This is a genomic window from Planktothrix rubescens CCAP 1459/22, from assembly GCA_904830895.1.
In the GTDB taxonomy this organism is placed as follows: Bacteria; Cyanobacteriota; Cyanobacteriia; order Cyanobacteriales; family Microcoleaceae; genus Planktothrix; species Planktothrix agardhii.
The window spans coordinates 1,694,639-1,710,989 of record LR882958.1 but is presented as its reverse complement, the minus strand read 5'-3'; the positions used below and the strand labels follow the sequence as shown (position 1 = coordinate 1,710,989).

Annotated in this window: 16 protein-coding genes and 1 tRNA gene; 9 read left to right on the top strand and 8 right to left on the bottom strand. The window is 39.9% G+C overall.

What is annotated here, in order from left to right:
* Positions 1–49: 49 nt before the first annotated feature.
* The 3 genes from NMG86_RS07965 to hemB all read right to left on the bottom strand — a co-directional run bounded on the left by NMG86_RS07965 (position 50) and on the right by hemB (position 4,698).
* Positions 50–2,533 (bottom strand): synaptonemal complex protein 1, encoded by a 2,484-nt coding sequence (locus tag NMG86_RS07965; RefSeq protein WP_499103641.1) that lies wholly within the window; start codon positions 2,531–2,533, stop codon positions 50–52.
* Positions 2,534–3,187: 654 nt separating this feature from the next.
* Positions 3,188–3,349 carry a ribbon-helix-helix protein, CopG family gene (locus NMG86_RS07960; RefSeq protein WP_141292963.1) on the bottom strand — a complete coding sequence of 54 codons (162 nt, stop codon included), beginning with the start codon at positions 3,347–3,349 and terminating at the stop codon, positions 3,188–3,190.
* Positions 3,350–3,690: 341 nt separating this feature from the next.
* The gene (gene hemB, locus NMG86_RS07955; protein WP_026787440.1) at positions 3,691–4,698 is read right to left on the bottom strand and encodes a porphobilinogen synthase; all 1,008 of its coding nucleotides are present in this window, start codon (positions 4,696–4,698) and stop codon (positions 3,691–3,693) included.
* A 191-nt stretch (positions 4,699–4,889) separates the two neighbouring features.
* Between hemB and pta the strand changes: the two genes are divergently transcribed.
* On the top strand, positions 4,890–6,980 hold the full coding sequence (gene pta / locus NMG86_RS07950) for a phosphate acetyltransferase (protein WP_026787441.1): 2,091 nt from the start codon (positions 4,890–4,892) through the stop codon (positions 6,978–6,980).
* Positions 6,981–7,007: 27 nt separating this feature from the next.
* On the opposite strand, the gene NMG86_RS07945 is transcribed toward pta, so the two are convergent.
* The 3 genes from NMG86_RS07945 to NMG86_RS07935 form a co-directional block, all read right to left on the bottom strand.
* Positions 7,008–7,631: a hypothetical protein gene (locus NMG86_RS07945; protein ID WP_026793477.1), complete on the bottom strand. Its 624-nt coding sequence runs from the start codon at positions 7,629–7,631 to the stop codon at positions 7,008–7,010.
* Positions 7,632–7,774: 143 nt separating this feature from the next.
* Positions 7,775–8,080, bottom strand: a complete 306-nt coding sequence (locus NMG86_RS07940) for a hypothetical protein (RefSeq protein WP_036833315.1) — start codon at positions 8,078–8,080, stop codon at positions 7,775–7,777.
* Positions 8,081–8,105: 25 nt separating this feature from the next.
* Positions 8,106–8,816 (bottom strand): cadmium resistance transporter, encoded by a 711-nt coding sequence (locus NMG86_RS07935; protein WP_026797392.1) that lies wholly within the window; start codon positions 8,814–8,816, stop codon positions 8,106–8,108.
* A 322-nt stretch (positions 8,817–9,138) separates the two neighbouring features.
* Here NMG86_RS07935 and NMG86_RS07930 point away from each other — a divergent pair, with 322 nt between their 5' ends.
* Positions 9,139–9,627 (top strand): DUF6803 family protein, encoded by a 489-nt coding sequence (locus NMG86_RS07930; RefSeq protein ID WP_026787444.1) that lies wholly within the window; start codon positions 9,139–9,141, stop codon positions 9,625–9,627.
* Between the two features lie 55 nt (positions 9,628–9,682).
* Here the strand turns inward: NMG86_RS07930 and NMG86_RS07925 are convergent, their stop codons facing one another.
* Positions 9,683–11,149, bottom strand: coding sequence for an SLBB domain-containing protein (locus tag NMG86_RS07925; protein WP_043939668.1), 1,467 nt, complete (start codon positions 11,147–11,149; stop codon positions 9,683–9,685).
* A gap of 168 nt (positions 11,150–11,317) precedes the next feature.
* Between NMG86_RS07925 and NMG86_RS07920 the strand changes: the two genes are divergently transcribed.
* The 5 genes from NMG86_RS07920 (at position 11,318) to NMG86_RS07900 (ending at position 13,320) form a co-directional block, all read left to right on the top strand.
* A tRNA-Val gene (locus NMG86_RS07920) sits at positions 11,318–11,389 on the top strand.
* Between the two features lie 319 nt (positions 11,390–11,708).
* Complete coding sequence (locus NMG86_RS07915; protein ID WP_026793474.1) at positions 11,709–11,918, top strand: hypothetical protein; 210 nt, start codon at positions 11,709–11,711, stop codon at positions 11,916–11,918.
* Between the two features lie 136 nt (positions 11,919–12,054).
* Positions 12,055–12,237: a carbohydrate porin gene (locus tag NMG86_RS07910; protein WP_026793473.1), complete on the top strand. Its 183-nt coding sequence runs from the start codon at positions 12,055–12,057 to the stop codon at positions 12,235–12,237.
* Positions 12,238–12,467: 230 nt separating this feature from the next.
* Positions 12,468–12,887 (top strand): hypothetical protein, encoded by a 420-nt coding sequence (locus NMG86_RS07905; protein ID WP_237745600.1) that lies wholly within the window; start codon positions 12,468–12,470, stop codon positions 12,885–12,887.
* Complete coding sequence (locus NMG86_RS07900; RefSeq protein WP_026793472.1) at positions 12,871–13,320, top strand: type II toxin-antitoxin system VapC family toxin; 450 nt, start codon at positions 12,871–12,873, stop codon at positions 13,318–13,320. The genes NMG86_RS07905 and NMG86_RS07900 overlap by 17 nt, the downstream gene beginning before the upstream one ends.
* Before the next feature lie 90 nt (positions 13,321–13,410).
* Here NMG86_RS07900 and thrC read toward each other — a convergent pair whose 3' ends face one another.
* Positions 13,411–14,502, bottom strand: a complete 1,092-nt coding sequence (thrC, locus tag NMG86_RS07895; RefSeq protein ID WP_026797391.1) for a threonine synthase — start codon at positions 14,500–14,502, stop codon at positions 13,411–13,413.
* Between the two features lie 264 nt (positions 14,503–14,766).
* Here thrC and NMG86_RS07890 point away from each other — a divergent pair, with 264 nt between their 5' ends.
* Together NMG86_RS07890 and NMG86_RS07885 are read left to right on the top strand one after the other, a co-directional pair.
* Positions 14,767–15,015: a hypothetical protein gene (locus NMG86_RS07890; protein WP_026798689.1), complete on the top strand. Its 249-nt coding sequence runs from the start codon at positions 14,767–14,769 to the stop codon at positions 15,013–15,015.
* 280 nt (positions 15,016–15,295) lie between these two features.
* Positions 15,296–16,345: a fatty acid desaturase gene (locus NMG86_RS07885; RefSeq protein ID WP_026797389.1), complete on the top strand. Its 1,050-nt coding sequence runs from the start codon at positions 15,296–15,298 to the stop codon at positions 16,343–16,345.
* Positions 16,346–16,351: the final 6 nt, after the last annotated feature.

Genomic DNA, 16,351 nt, shown 5'->3' with positions numbered 1-16,351 from the left:
AAACCATTCCATAGATAAAAATTCCTCCTGATTATTCTAAAAATCTAATTTAATAACACTTTTGTTGTCCAACCCAACCTTGCATATAGTTAGCAAACCCTTGAGCTTCGTTAGAATCACCAAATGAAGCTACTTGTATTTGACCCAGTTCCCTAGCTGTTTTTGGACTTTGTGCCTGTCCAATATCACCGCAATAATTTGATATAACCGTATTCCAGTTGTTATCACTGTATTTAATAAAAACAGGATACCAACAATTATTAGGACTTGAAGAACTACCACAGCTATTCTTAGGAAAACCACTAGCATACCATGCTGTTGTCGTATAGCTATTGGAACGAGAACCTTGATTTGAATAATTTATAAACGTAAAATAACATACATATCCCGCAACAATTATCGCTAAACCCGACAAAATTAATTTCCAGGATGTCTCACTTTCTATTGTTGTACTTTTACTAAGTAGTAGATCGGATTTGCTATTTAGTTCATTAACGACTTTATTTTTTAGTAAATTCAAGTCAGATAACATTTTTGTATATTGGTTATAACTTAAATCATAATTACTCTCTATCACTTCCGAATTAGGTAAACTTTTGATTGTTTGAGAGAGCTTAGTATCTATATTAGCGATTGCATAAAAAGTTTTATCCAGGATGGATTGAGAGGATTTAACTGTCTCTTGCAAGGCTAATGTATCCGAAATTTGATTTCTTAATAGTTGCATCCAACTTTCAATAGCTGACAGATGCCCATCCTGCTTATTTTGTAGAACTTCTTTCAATATGGAACTGGTTCTCCCGTATCGTTTCCCTAATGATTTGGATGCTGTTATGGCACTTGTAAATATCTCTGAAATTTCCTTGTGATAACCACTTGTTGATGAAACATAATTTTTTAGTTGTGAAATTGTTAAATCTTTTAGTTGAGGTTTATTTAACTGATCAACAATCAGCACCTCTAATACCTTATTAGCATCAGGCTCTACTCTAGCTAACTCCTCCTTGTATGGAGTCAATAGCCTTACTGTCGCATTCCGTAACTCTTTCTCTTCCAATAATAATTGACTTAATGTTTTCAGCTTTCTGTTTATATCTGTGGCTGTATTAATAATCTCAGCTGCATGAATTCTCAATGATATTTCATGGTTGGAATTAAGCAAAAACTCTTCCAGAGGTTGATAGAGAGATTCTTCAGTTTCAGCAGATTGTTGAAATATTGACTGAGCTTGACGCAACGCCACTTCATGCAATTTTGGATTGTTCTCTTCCAATAATAATTGACTCAATGTTTTCAGCCTTCTGTTTATATCTGTGGCTGTATTAATAATCTCAGCTGCATGAATTCTCAATGATATTTCATGGTTGGAATTAAGCAAAAACTCTTCCAGAGGTTGATAGAGAGATTCTTCAGTTTCAGCAGATTGTTGAAATATTGACTGAGCTTGACGCAACGCCACTTCATGCAATTTTGGATTGTTCTCTTCCAATAATAATTGACTCAATGTTTTCAGCCTTCTGTTTATATCTGTGGCTGTATTAATAATCTCAGACGCATGAATTCTCAATGATATTTCATGGTTGGAATTAAGCAAAAACTCTTCCAGAGGCTGATAGAGAGATTCTTCAGTTTCAGCAGATTGTTGAAATATTGACTGAGCTTGATGCAACACCACTTCATGCAATTGTGGATTATTCTCTTCCAATAATAATTGACTCAATGTTTTCAGCCTTCTGTTTATATCTGTGGCTGTATTAATAATCTTAGCCGCATGAATTCTCAATGATATTTCATGCTTGGAATCAAGCAAAAACTCTTCCAAAAGCCCATAAAGATAGTCTTCTATCTCAGTAGATTCTTTAAAAATTAACCTAGCTTGTCGCAGTGCGGCCCCTTGTACAATACGATTAGGTGAAATTAATCCCAAAAACACCCCACGCCCATGTAACTTAGAAATGACATCCCCGATTAAATCCTGATAATTCAGAGAGCTATCATTATCATTTAATAACTCATCAGCCGGCCCGTACAGCCAAAATTCAAGATGCCTTTCATATTCTGCGGTTGTTTCCCCTCTGGTGTTTAGGCGTGGAATTCTGTTAATCTCTATCAGCTTGCGATCGCGTATTTCCCGGCGAATGCGATCAAGGGGTTCAGTAAAACCCCCTCCTTCTAAATGTTCTAAACTCTGCTGAGAATATCCGATCGCCTCCAACGCAGAAGCCGCAGCCCACCGAGTCAAATCGTTGCTAACTTCCCCCTTCCCCTTGACTTCCTTGGCGATATCTCTGAGCACATCCCAGTCTGCTAGAGCCTCCTTAACGTGATAGTGTTGTGCAGCCACGCCTAAGCCTTGCAGCGCTAGAGCCCGCGTGGTTAGGGATGCTTGAGTTTCCCAGATGTTGACGAAAAAAGGAACAGCCTGATCAGGGTTGTTTTCAGCAAAATCGAAGAATGACTGAATTTGTTCTCCTACATTTCTAAAGCGATCAGGGGGATCGCCGCCGCCTGGAGGGTTTGTAAGGTTACTCATGGGCTTAAGTGAGATAGACGCGAGGGCATTGATAAATTATAACTGTTGCAGTCGAGTTTGAACCAATTTTTTGAATATTTGTGGCAGAGATTCACGGGATTTACGGATAGTATAGCAACCGCCAAGGCAGTTAAGACACCAGACGGATATTGGAACCCAGACATTAAAGTGTTTTCCCCCCTGTTCCCTCCCTCCCTAGCCCCCGTGCACGGGGGGTTTGGGGGGGCTGTTCCGGTGTTCCCTGCTATAACGGTTTAACCCGGCTTTGAGATTGCTTTGCTACCCTCGTAATGAGATAATTATTAGGTAGTTTTAATCCCGAATAAATACGATAAAAAATATGGCAAAGTCAGAACATTTAGATTTATTATAATCTCGAATAAATTTTATGAGTTTGCTAAAATTTATGGGGATAAAACCCAAGGGAAAATTAGCGATGCCTTCGGCAAGCTTCGCTAACGCAACATTTCAAGAGCTTGTAAAAAAAAGGAGATGGGGTGAATAATTCATAATATTAAATATCTTGGAGATTGACAAACATTTACTATCCCTCCTTCCCCATAAGGGAAGAAGGTTAAGGGGTTAGGTCTTAAGGGTTTCAGTTTAAGTAATACTCGCATTCCTTACAACAACCTCGCACAAAGCCCACGCACTTCAGTCGTGGGATGTAGTGCGACCCCCTTTAGGGGGTGTGAGGGTTTTAATGTAATCCCTAAGAACTTCAGCCATTGATAATCCTTCTGACTCAGCATGACTTTTGAGACGTTCATATTCTTTCTCGTTAACATTAAACTGAATTTTCTTTTCCCTTGACATACTCTATTTAAGACTCTATTATCAGAGTATAGCAAGGATGTTCCTCGCTTATCTGGTCAGATGTTCTGACCTCCTTAAAAACAAGTTGTCAATGGCGAGAAAAAGGCAACCACTGTGATTATCCCTGTTGACTACAGAAAGCTCCGAAAAATCTTGGCAGAGCCAAAGACTGTAATAGTCGTAGCCGTCAATTGGGACGAGGTACTTGGCATTCCTCAGAGTCTCGTACTCTCCTCTAATATTGCTGTGAAGCAATTCTGGAAACAGTAGGGGGCAACTCCATGAATACCGAGCAATCGGGGCTAGACAGGAGAATCCCACGCGGTTCACCCGTGGGAGTGTCAAGGACGCAAAATTAGGGCAACTTCCTTAGCGAAATAAGTGAGAATTAAATCAGCCCCAGCCCGTTTAATACTGGTGAGAGTTTCTAACATGACTTTTTTCTCATCAATCCAACCCATTTTTCCAGCCGCCTTAATCATCGCATATTCCCCACTGACGTTATAGGCCGCCACAGGTAAATCCGTTGCCGAACGCAACAGATGAATAATATCTAAATAGGCTAAGGCGGGTTTAACCATGACAATATCGGCGCCTTCAGCTTCATCTAAAGCTAATTCTGTCAAGGCTTCTCTGGAGTTAGCCGGATTCATTTGATAGGTTTTCTTATCCCCAAATTTCGGGGCCGAATCCAAGGCATCCCGAAAAGGGCCATAATAGGCCGAGGCATACTTAGCGGTATAGGCTAAAATCGCTACTTGAGTATATCCCGCTTCATCTAGCCCTTGACGAATCGCCCCAATCCGACCATCCATCATATCCGAAGGTGCGACGATATCGGCCCCGGCCTGGGCATGGGAAATCGCCTGTTTAACTAAAACTTCCACGGTTTCATCATTGAGAATTTCGCCCTCCTCGCTGACGATACCATCATGACCCTTACTGGAAAAAGGATCAAGGGCAATATCCGTGATGATCATAATCTCAGGAATCGCCTGTTTAATTGCCCTGACAGTACGCTGAATTAAGCCCTCTGGATTATAACTTTCAGTTCCGGCGTTATCTTTTTTTTCTTCCGCCACCAAGGGAAATAAGGCGATGGCGGGGATACCTAATTCCCAAGCTTCATTGACTTCTTTTAATAGTAAATCTAAGGTATAGCGGTAACTTCCGGGCATGGAAGAAACCTCAACCTTTTGATTTTCCCCCTCCATGATAAACAGAGGATAAATTAAGTCATTGACAGTAAGCTGGGTTTCCGTAACCATCCGCCGTAGGGCATCGGTGCGACGCAGACGACGGGGACGTTGAACCAGATTTAGGGCATTTTTATGAGATTCTGAAGACATAAGAAACGGGGTAAAAATATTTTTAGTAAAGACCAATTATTGATTATCTCATTCGGGTGGGTTCTGGATGTCCCTAATTTGTTAATAAATGTAACAATCTTAAAAAAAGATTGAAATTACTGGGATTACAACCCTTTAACCCGAAAATCAGCCTACAATAACTCCAACAATCTGTATATCCTTTTTAAGTTATGATTAGCAACCTATATATTACTAGCATTGAACCCGATAGCGGTAAATCCTTAATTCTGTTAGGAATTATGGAATTACTCTCGAAACGCATCCGAAAATTAGGATTTTTCCGTCCAATTATTCAGGCGGGAATTAAGCCGGATAATGATATTGAGCTAATTCGCAGTCGCTATCATTTAGAGTTTCCCTATCAAGATTATTATGGCGTTACCCATGAAGAAACCAGGGCTTTAATTGCGGAGGGACAGTTTGAAGAAATCCTGAAACGGATTATTGAGAAATATAAGGCTTTAGAAGAAAAATGTGATTTTATTGTCTGTGAAGGCACGGATTTTACTGATATTATTTCTGCTTTTGAATTTAACTTTAATGCGGAAATTGCTAATCAATTAGACGCACCGATTTTATTGGTAGCGAATGGACAGGGAAAAAGCCAAGAAGATGTGATTAGTAGTGTTAAAAGTGAACGAAAAGCTTTTATAGAAAAGGATTTGACTCTTGTGGCAACTATGGTTAATCGGATTTCCCTAGAACAATTTCAATCCGTTACCCAGGAATTAGAACAGATTTGGTGTTATGATGATCCGGTATTTATTTTACCTGAAATAGAAGCTCTTTCTAAACCTACTGTTGGGGAAATTGTGACTGCCCTTGACGCTAAATTTGTCCATGGCGATCCTGAACAATTAAAACAGGAAGTGTTATCGTTTAAAGTGGCGGCGATGCACGTTCCTAATTTTCTTTATCATATTCGAGAAGGCTGTTTAATTGTTACTCCGGGGGATAGGGCTGATATTATTTTAGCTTGTTTAGCGTCGGCTTTTTCAGAAACTTACCCCAATATTGCCGGAATTATTTTAACTGGGGGGTTTGAATTGCCTCCTTCCCTGCAAAAACTGATTCAAGGGTTTAAAAAATGGACAGTGCCGATGTTTACGGTAGAAACCGATACCTATAATACTGCAACCATCATTAATAATATTCACTCAAAAATTACCCCCGACAATGAACGAAAAATTGCTTCTGCTTTAGGACTTTTTGAAAACCATATTGATACGTCTAAAATTGAAAACCGGATTTCTCTATCCCATTCTTCCCGCATTACTCCGATTATGTTCGAGTACGAACTGGTCGCCCGGGCGAAAAAACAACGTCAACATATTGTCTTACCCGAAGGCACAGAAGAACGAATTTTAAAAGCCACTGAAATTCTATTAAGACGGGGAATTGTCGATATTACTTTATTAGGAAATCCCGAAGAAATTCGCGAAAAAGCAACTTCACTAGGCCTAAAATTAGAAGGGGTAAATATTGTTAATCCCATGACCTCCCCCTGGCATGAAGACTATGCTCAAACCTATTATCAACTGCGAAAACATAAGGGAATTACGGAAGATTGTGCCTTAGATGTGATGCACGATTTAAGTTATTTTGGCACAATGATGGTTCATAAAGGCATGGCCGATGGCATGGTTTCTGGGGCTATTCATACCACTGGACATACCATTCGTCCCGCCTTAGAATTTATTAAAACTCCACCGGGATGTTCAATTGTTTCTAGTGTGTTTTTTATGTGTTTAGAAGACCAGGTTTTAGTCTATGGAGATTGTGCGGTAAATCCTAATCCTAACCCCCAACAATTAGCCGATATTGCCATTAGTTCGGCCTTAACTGCTCAACAATTTGGGGTTGAACCTTTAGTAGCAATGTTATCCTATTCTACCGGAGAATCGGGTCAAGGAAAAGATGTGGATAAAGTTCGAGAGGCTACAATAATTGCCCGTCAATTACGCCCAGATTTAAAAATAGAAGGCCCTATCCAATATGATGCGGCTGTTGATGAAGGGGTAGCTCAAACTAAACTACCAGGAAGCGAAGTAGCTGGACACGCAACGGTATTTATTTTTCCCGATTTAAACACCGGAAATAATACTTATAAAGCCGTACAACGGTCTGCGGATGCTGTTGCCATTGGCCCGGTTTTACAAGGTTTAAATAAACCCGTTAATGATTTAAGTCGGGGCTGTACGATTACCGATATTGTGAATACCGTTGCGATTACCGCTATTCAAGCCCAGGGAATAAATTAGTTTTAATTGATTCCCTGAACTTAACTGTTAGTCAATCAACTCTGGACTCGGAATTTGGGTATCAATTTCTGCTGGGGATAATGTGGGGATTAACCCGTTACTTTCCCCGGCTTTAACAATTTTAGCGGGTTCAAGATTTAATTGAATTGCCCCGGTGGTTGGGTCAGCAGTAGCAATGGACTGACTACCATCAACAAACTTCACCGTAATGGCTTCGGTTAACTCTTGGGCGGGAGTATTAGGACTGAACATTACTTGAGTTCCTGCGGGTAAGTAAAACCCATCACAATCCCAATCATCATCGGTAATTTGACCTGTTGCTAGGAAATAAAGTTCGCTAGGAGTTTTGCCTCCGTCACTAGCATAAACCCCGATGGTTTTCCCTGTTTCATTGCGGCACTGCGCCCGTTTTTTCGCAGTTTCTATAATTTTTTTCTGGGACTCTAATTGAGCTAATCGCTGTTGAAATTGCTCAGGAGTATAACCGGCTTCTTCTGGTGTATCTTTAACCAGTAGAAGTTGATTTAATGCCTGAGTAACCTCTGTATAATCAGCCCCTTTAGTAAAATCTTTGCTTGCCCAAGAGGGTTGAGCAATCATTAGATTCACGCATAATAAAAGACCGACAAGGACAATTTTGAGAAACCGCATATTGTTTTCCTTTTTTAAAAATTGGGTAGATGTCAACAATTGAATTATAGCCATTGTGCTCTAATTTGCTATAACCTTAGTTTAAGTGACATCAATTAATAAAAGCAAATAGTCTTACTTGTCATTTTAATAAATTTAATTGATTAAATTTCTGGGTCGGGACTGGGAATAGAAGGAATCATTTCCAGTCGATTTCGGTTCACCCAGCGATTGACAAATTCATTATTATTCCTACAAAACTTAATTTGTACTTGCTTAGAACCTAGCTTAACAATTTCCGCCGGAACTTTATGAACATTCGCCGAATCAGCACGGGCTTTATAAAGCCAAATGACTTTTTGACCCACTTCCAGAGCATCGGAATTGCTGGTTGAAGTCGGGGAGGTTTCTGCCCAAGAGGAGGGAGAAACAAAGAAGTTAATTCCTAGTAATAATACAACGACAGACATGGAAAACCTTCATCTTGTTTTTCGTTTACAAACTCTGAGTTTTCAATTGTGAGGCTTGAATAATTTTGATTAATCCCATTAAACACAAACAGCTAGTGATTAAAGCAATGGGACTCAAAGAAGCACTATCAAGGATAATAAATACACCCAGACCAATTAACACAAAGGGCACAAAATGATTCCCATAACGGGCGAGTAAATTGGAAATATCCCGTTGACAAGTTAATTTATAGGTCATATAACACCAAACTCCAACCAGTAGCAAAAAGACTGAAATAATAATCAGTAAACTAGAGATACCCGTAGAAGCAAATAAGGGCATATAGATACTGATATTGTCGCTACCATTGGCAATCGTAATCGCTGCTACACTATAAGCCGGAGGAGAAATTAAACTGGCTAAACCAGAAGCGGGGGAAATTTTAGTATCCAATTCCGGCTCAGAAGATGAATCATTATCATCATCAGGATTGAGTAACCGATTAAGTCCAATGGTAATGGGAACTAAACCTAAAAGTCCAATCCATTCGGCGGGTAATATTAAGCCCCCAAAAAAACCCACCAAACTAGCAAGAATCAAAGTACAAAAACCGAGATACTGACCGATAACAATATGGTGACGACGAAAGGTGGCATTAACTTGAGAAAACAGTAAGGTGAGGATAACTAAATCATCCAAATTTGTAGCAGTAAAAGCTGTAATACCAGTAAAAATAGCAGTAAAAATCTCATTCATTTTTATCTCTCCTTAATCTGTTGAATATTTCACTTGTAAATTCTTGTTTCAATTTGGTTTTTTTCTGATTACTTTTAATCTATACCGATTCAACAATAGAAGCAAATGTTCTTTGTTTTTAAAATGATAAATAAAAGTAATCGAAGATTGAATTATTCCTAGAAACCTCGCCCTGTATGACTTTCATCCTATCGTCATCTTCCCTATTCCCCCTTTTCCTAAAAACCATCGCCTATTCCCGATGAATCAGAAATTTTGGACGCCAATCAAATAGGAATGTGATAGATTAATAATTAGTTATAAAAATATAGGAAAATGTCCCATGAATATGACTCATTATATGGAGCTTCTAGCCACTAACCAGCCCTGGAATCTTTTGATTTTTATGGCTGTGCCTGTTATTTTGGCAGAAACAATTGCCGTGTCTGAACTTTATATTTTATTTACTCGAAATTTGAAAGGTAAAGTTAGAACTATTAATAAAGTAGCAGGTATTTTAGCTGGTTTTTACTTTTTAATCATCTTTTTACATCTATTTTTTAAAGCCGTAATTCCCATCACAATAGCGGGACAATGGAGAACCATTATTGACGTGATTGCGGTGGGATTTTATTTATTAGGGGTTGTGCCTTTGTTGGGAATTAGTCTTTTAGAATTAAACCTAATTGCTAAACATAAAAGTGAAGAATATAAACTCAAAATTCACGCTACTTTTGTGGCTATTTTTCTGATTGTTGCCCATATTGCCATGATTTTTGGAATGCTGAGTCCTGCGATATTAGGTGGACATTCAGGAATGCCGGGGATGTAAATAAACCCGGACGCAAAGGTCAATATTCTGATTAATGATTACTGTTCATCAATCACTATTTCTTTAACCTAGTTGGAATTACATCACTAAATAACCGATACAATGTAAAGGCATTCTGAATCGGCTGCAACAACGAAGAACCGCTATCACCTAATCTAGTTATAAAAGACCGATGGACAATAATCACATCATTATTCTGTAATACAGGATTATTCTCCTGGGCATTCCCCAATGTAAAATCTACATCAATTGTTCTTCGAGTTACTGAACCATTGGGATTCAAACGAATCAGTTCCACGGAACTTTTATTAGCACGGTTGTTATCAAACCCTCCCGCCGATAGTAAGGCTTGATTCAAAGGACGATTAGGGGGAATTTGAATCACACCGGGATTTTTGACTTCCCCGACCACATTCACAAAAATGGTGGCGGGTGAAAAGCTGGCGGAAGCAATTTTTTGTAAATCGACCGTGGCAATATTAGTAGCCGTCGGGACAATTACAGTATCCCCTTCCTGTAAAAATACATCTTGGTTGATATCTCCCGATTGCAACAGTTCCCAAAGATTGATTTTTGTGGTTTGTACCCCGGTTCTCGTAATCCGTTGGATTTCAATATGGCGAATATCAGCTATATTGGTAATCCCTCCCGCCGTTTGTAACGCCCGGGTAACCGTGGGTAAATTGATTCTGACTGCTGCTGTTGCTGTGTTTCCAGAACTGGTACTGGTAGTATCGGTTCCACTTGCTTCTGAAGTTAAGGAATAGGCCCCCGGACGAAAGACCGCCCCGACAACTACCACCTGAATTGATTGGCTGGCAGACCCGGCTAAACTAGAAGAAGCGATTTGGCGCATTTGTTCTGAGTTAAAACCCGTCATCGTGGGAATAAAAATACTATCTCCGTCCCTGAGAATCGGATCTTGCTTTAAGTTTCCCTGATCTAATAATTCTGCTAAATTTAAGGTGACAATGGGTTGTTGTGGGCTAGTCCGTCGCAGTTGAACTAAACTTAAATCCGCCGCTTGAGTTAGACCTCCAGCGAGTTTGATGGCTTGGGTTAGTCGAGAAAATTGTTGATCTACTGGTAGATTATAGGAACCGGGACGATAGACTTCCCCAGCGATCGCAATCTGTACAGGACGAGGTAATGTTAAATTAACGGTAACGATCGGTTGTCGGAGTACCGTAGAATAGAGTCGAGTGATTAATTTTTGAGTTTCCACCAGAGTCAAACCCACCACAGGGACAGGCCCAATCCCTTGAAGACTAATAGTTCCATCGGAGAGAACCGATTGTTCGCCCCCGTATCGTTCTACTCCAAAAACATCCACACGAATTTTATCCCCCACTCCTAAAACATAAGGAAAATCCCGAACTGGGTTTCCTAGCAAGGGTTGCCGTTTGGGTAGAAGCGGAATTAGAGGAGCGGTTTGGGCTTTAACGGGGAAGGCGGAAATCAGGGGAATTCCTACAAGCAAAGTTAGGTGAGTCAAAGAATAACTAATACAGCGAACAAACATAAAATTATCAGAGGTTATCCACCAGAGTCCTTATTTATCTATTCTAGCTAACAATTCTCAACCCTTCAAAATCCAGACAACAGAATAACTTGCCTTATTCTCAAACTCAACGGAGAGATCTTGGGGTTGACAATCTGTAAAAAGCTGTGTTATATTCATGAATTGTGCGGGCGATTAGCACAGTGGTAGCGCACTTCCTTCACACGGAAGGGGTCATGGGTTCAAATCCCGTATCGCCCATTAAATTTCATAAACTAAAGTTTAGGCTCTATCGAGCTTTTCGCCCGTGACCCTTCAGTGTAAAGGAAGTGTTACCCTATTATCTGATCTCATCTATCCTGTTTCAAATTCAGCTAGAGTTAGCGATCGCACTGTCTAAGCCTTGCTATTGTATCATTTTTTTAAAAATTATGGAAATTCTCAATATTTTATTTTAACCATTGATAATATTTGATGACTTCTGATTTAGATAAAATTTATTCATCTTATCTTCAGGATTAAATAATAACTTATTATGTACTAATTTAGTAGAGATGACCTGACTCTTTAAGGTTAATTTGTGAATAGTAAACCAACCCACCAGCAACAACGAGAACAATGGAGAGATGCTTTAGAATCTGCTATCGCTCACCCAGAAGAACCTCTGCTTGTTGAAAGATTTAATGATGGTTGGGGTTGGAATACCTCAGCCCGCCCTGTCTCAGTTCGATGTATCCATAAACAAACTTATATCCCTCTTCTGTCACTCTCCGGTTTTTCCTATGATTAGTAATTTCCAAAGCCACGTTATAGTCAACTATCTGGGATGGGGCGATCGCATTTTAGCCAATTTCACACTCTCAGGAATTGCTACTCGGAAAAAATAGCGTGATCGCTTGCTGTGTCTACGCTCTAGGGCTCAAAAAATGCAAGATTTTTCGGAGAGTGACAGAAGAGGGATACCTTTTCATATTGAAGCATTTTATAAATATCGATTAAATGATTATATTGCGATCACTCCTGGGTTAATTTGGTTAACAGCACCCGCCCAAAATAATAATAATGATGATGCAGTTATTGGTGTAATTAGAACAACCTTTACATTTTGAACCCTAACAAAACGTGAGTTCGACGGGTTAAATTTAAGATTAGTAGGCGATACGGCTGTTAGAGAATGACAAATCAAACAAACAACCCCCGCAGCGATGCCCCTGGTTTCGATAAGTGGTGACATCGATTTGACGATAAATATATTAAAATATTAACGGTGTTGCTCTTTTAGGACAAACAAACTCGTTAAATATGATAGGATAAAATTAGTTATATCTGGAGAACATTTATGGCAAAAACAGTAACAGAAAAACCTTCAAGCACTCCCATAACGGGCAAAGCCTTGTTACAGAAAGTTAAAGATTTAGGGAACTTACCCCGATCAGAAGTGGCTCGATTGTGCGGGTATTATACCGAAACAAAAGATCACAAAATCCGCGCCAAGAAAACCGAATTTTATGATGCTTTACTAGCGGCTAAGGGGATAGATTTAGAGCCAGCAATGAGAGAAACTCTTGATGTGACTGGCTTGACTCCTGAACAAATCGAGCAAATTGATGCAATGATCAACACATTTAGGGGTATCAATAAACATCAACACCCATTAACAGAAGATCAAATATCAGAATTTGATCCAACGGAGTTGTTTTTTGAAAGTGAAATCCTTCAACCGTTTAATCGGAGTCTGCTTTATGGCAACAGAATCTAAACGAATTTATCTTGATACCAACGTTCTCGCTTATGTTGCTAATACCAAAGCACCTCACCACAGGTCTGCATTAGAAATCTTTCGACCCTGTGAAACAGAAATTCTCTGCGTTTCATCACAAGTTTTAGCAGAATTTTACTCCTACATTACGAATCCTGCTATCTTAGCAAAACCCCTAGAGCCAACAGAAGCCATTAACCGCATTCAACGAATTTGTCAAATGCCTCATGTCTGCTTGCTCTCAACTCCTCTCGATCTTTTTGAAGGTTGGATGAGGTTATTAGAAGAACAACCTGTGACCAATGGAGGAATTTTTGACTTACTTCATATTGCCATTATGTTATCTCATCAAGTCACCAGTATTTACACTTTTAATGTCAAGGATTTTTCTTGGTGTTCCCAAATTAAAGTTATTGATCCTAGTCATCTTTGAACAGTCCCAATAAATACTGGAATACTTAACCGAAAATACCCTTAAAAACTCAGTAGAGACATTGCATTTAACAACGCCTCTACAAACAAATTAAAATCCCATTACTGTTGCAACAGCTTCCATTTCTGGTGCAATTCCGGCTTTGAATTTATTGTTGCTGTGAGTAATAGCCGTATCGGGATCTTTTAACCCATTTCCAGTTAACACACAAACAATTTTAATTCCTTCTGGAACCTGATCTTTCACTTTCAATAATCCCGCAACGGACGCGGCACTAGCGGGTTCACAAAAAATCCCTTCCCCAGAAGCTAATAATCTATAGGCGTCGAGAATTTCGGCATCGGTGACGGCGTTAAAACTACCTTTACTGGCATCTTTAGCCGCCACCGCAAAGTCCCAACTAGCCGGATTTCCAATGCGGATAGCTGTTGCTAGGGTTTCGGGGTTTTCCACCGGATGGCCAAAAACTAATGGTGCGGCTCCGGCGGCTTGAAATCCCATCATTTGGGGTAAACGGGAACATTTACCAACGGCATGATATTGACAAAATCCCATCCAATAGGCGCTAATATTCCCGGCATTTCCCACGGGAATACATAACCAATCGGGGGCATCTCCCAGGGCATCCACCACCTCAAAGGCGGCCGTTTTTTGACCTTCCAAACGATAGGGATTGACCGAATTAACTAAAGTAATCGGATAATGTTCGGCCATCTCCCGCACAATATTAAGGGCCTTGTCAAAATTGCCCTTAATTGCTAAGACCTCCGCCCCATATAATAAGGCTTGGGCTAGTTTCCCCAAGGCCACATAACCATCGGGAATCAAGACAAAAGCCTTCATTCCGGCTCGAAGGGCATAGGCTGCTGCGGCCGCCGAAGTATTTCCGGTACTGGCACAGATAACGGCTTTGCTGCCTTCCTCTTTGGCTTTAGAAATCGCCATGGTCATGCCGCGGTCTTTGAAACTGCCTGTGGGGTTGAGTCCGTCATATTTCAGATAGACCTGCACCTGTTTGCCAATTATTTCGGCAATGGTTGGGGCCGGAATCAGGGGCGTGTTGCCTTCTTGTAGGGTGATAACGGGTGTCGATTCGGAAACAGGTAAATAGTTGCGGTAGGCTTCAATCAGACCGGGCCAGCACTTTAATGAGGACTGGGTTGTAGGCAAAGTCAACGTCATCTCGGTAGTCATTAATAATAAACCAAAAATAATCCGGTTAAGGATTGACAAATTAACAGATTCATGATATACAAGAACCCACTTAACGGTTTAAATCCATAAACTGTATCAGTTGACAGGATCAGCCGTTGGGTGTATTCCTTAATTTAGTTTACCTTCTCGTTTACATTCCGTGAAAAAACTAATCAATTTTGATGTTTTTTTCAATGGGAGTAGACCTTGAGGGTAAAATATAGTTAAGATTTGTTGAGCTAATATTTTTAGATGTCAAATCAACTGCTGATGCCCACTCGTTCATCCACCGTATCTGGGACTCAAACCTTAGATGCCCCTTTAAGTCGGACTTCCGGTTCTGTTATGTCTAAGCCGCTGACGATTGATACGATGAAAAATCTGTACAACACCGATCAGCAAGTGAAGTTTCTACATTTGCACGCTGAAGTTGAAACCTTGCTTCTGGAATTGCAAACCATCAAGCAACAGCGCCAAGAAACAGCCTCACCCGTAAATTGAGTTATCCTCTAAGTTCAACTCCCCCGATCATTACTAGCTGGGTTTAGCAAAAACAGCTAAACACCCTAGTTTTTGATTGACTCTATTTAGAGGAGGGTTAATATCGGAGTTGGAGTTAAATGGATCAACGGAAAGTGCCTGTTTTTCCCATGCAGGTGAAATTTTTGTTGTCAAATTAGGTAATTGATCAGACTACCCAAAAATTGGGAAGATAAAACCACGTAACCTTAGTATTACCCTGGCCCCCAGTGCTGAGGGATTTAAAAGTTTAAAAGATTCTATGACATTATCCTCTGTTCAACCTCAAACCCTAGCATCTTCTTCTGCTAGTTTTCCATCGGATTTACGTTTAAAGGACATTATCAAAAGTCTCCCTCGGGAAGTTTTTCTTAAAGATCAGAAAAAAGCTTGGTTGACGGTTTTTATTAATGTTCTTCTGGTTGTTGCGGGCTATTTTGCGGTTGCTTACTCTCCCTGGTTTCTTTTACCCTTAGCTTGGGTTTTTACAGGGACAGCATTAACGGGGTTTTTCGTCATTGGTCATGACTGTGGACATCGTTCTTTTTCTAACCGTCGTTGGGTGAATGATTTAGTCGGTCATCTGGCATTTCTTCCTTTAATTTATCCCTTCCATGGTTGGCGTTTAGGACATAATCATCATCACAAACATACTAATAAACTGACTGAAGATAATGCTTGGGAACCCTGGAAAATTGAAAATTATGAAGCGTCCCCTAAAATCGTACAAATTGCTTATAAATTAACCCGAGCTAGACTGTGGTGGTTAGGTTCAATTTTGCATTGGGCAATTGTTAACTTTGATTGGCGCAAGTTTGAAGGAAAAGGACAGGAACAGGTTAAATTTTCGGCTTTATTTGTGATAGGATGTGCGGCGATCGCATTTCCTACAATGATTTTTACTCTGGGAATTTGGGGCTTTGTTAAATTCTGGTTAATGCCTTGGTTAGTGTACCATTTCTGGATGAGTACCTTCACAATTGTTCACCACACTGCCCCCGATATTCAGTTTCAAGAACCTGAAGATTGGAATGAAGCCTTAGCCCAATTATCGGGAACAGTTCACTGCAATTATCCCGCTTGGGTTGAGTTTTTCTGCCACGATATTAATGTTCACATTCCTCACCATATTTCTACGGCTATTCCTTCCTACAATTTACGGAAAGCCTATAAAATTATTCAAGACAATTGGGGTGAATATCTGTATCCTGAATGTGATTTTTCCTGGTCTTTAATGACTCATATCGTAGATCAGTGTCATTTATATGATCCTGAAAATGCTTATGTTTCTTTCAGTGAATACAAGCAGTAATTGGAG

What these genes read in the sequence shown, in the direction of transcription:
- NMG86_RS07965 (WP_499103641.1), bottom strand. Translation starts at nt 2,533, where the DNA reads ATGAGTAACCTTACAAACCCTCCAGGCGGCGGCGATCCCCCTGATCGC.
- NMG86_RS07960 (WP_141292963.1), bottom strand. Translation starts at nt 3,349, where the DNA reads ATGTCAAGGGAAAAGAAAATTCAGTTTAATGTTAACGAGAAAGAATAT.
- hemB (WP_026787440.1), bottom strand. Translation starts at nt 4,698, where the DNA reads ATGTCTTCAGAATCTCATAAAAATGCCCTAAATCTGGTTCAACGTCCC.
- pta (WP_026787441.1), top strand. Translation starts at nt 4,890, where the DNA reads ATGATTAGCAACCTATATATTACTAGCATTGAACCCGATAGCGGTAAA.
- NMG86_RS07945 (WP_026793477.1), bottom strand. Translation starts at nt 7,631, where the DNA reads ATGCGGTTTCTCAAAATTGTCCTTGTCGGTCTTTTATTATGCGTGAAT.
- NMG86_RS07940 (WP_036833315.1), bottom strand. Translation starts at nt 8,080, where the DNA reads ATGTCTGTCGTTGTATTATTACTAGGAATTAACTTCTTTGTTTCTCCC.
- NMG86_RS07935 (WP_026797392.1), bottom strand. Translation starts at nt 8,816, where the DNA reads ATGAATGAGATTTTTACTGCTATTTTTACTGGTATTACAGCTTTTACT.
- NMG86_RS07930 (WP_026787444.1), top strand. Translation starts at nt 9,139, where the DNA reads ATGAATATGACTCATTATATGGAGCTTCTAGCCACTAACCAGCCCTGG.
- NMG86_RS07925 (WP_043939668.1), bottom strand. Translation starts at nt 11,149, where the DNA reads ATGTTTGTTCGCTGTATTAGTTATTCTTTGACTCACCTAACTTTGCTT.
- NMG86_RS07910 (WP_026793473.1), top strand. Translation starts at nt 12,055, where the DNA reads ATGCAAGATTTTTCGGAGAGTGACAGAAGAGGGATACCTTTTCATATT.
- NMG86_RS07905 (WP_237745600.1), top strand. Translation starts at nt 12,468, where the DNA reads ATGGCAAAAACAGTAACAGAAAAACCTTCAAGCACTCCCATAACGGGC.
- NMG86_RS07900 (WP_026793472.1), top strand. Translation starts at nt 12,871, where the DNA reads ATGGCAACAGAATCTAAACGAATTTATCTTGATACCAACGTTCTCGCT.
- thrC (WP_026797391.1), bottom strand. Translation starts at nt 14,502, where the DNA reads ATGACGTTGACTTTGCCTACAACCCAGTCCTCATTAAAGTGCTGGCCC.
- NMG86_RS07890 (WP_026798689.1), top strand. Translation starts at nt 14,767, where the DNA reads ATGTCAAATCAACTGCTGATGCCCACTCGTTCATCCACCGTATCTGGG.
- NMG86_RS07885 (WP_026797389.1), top strand. Translation starts at nt 15,296, where the DNA reads ATGACATTATCCTCTGTTCAACCTCAAACCCTAGCATCTTCTTCTGCT.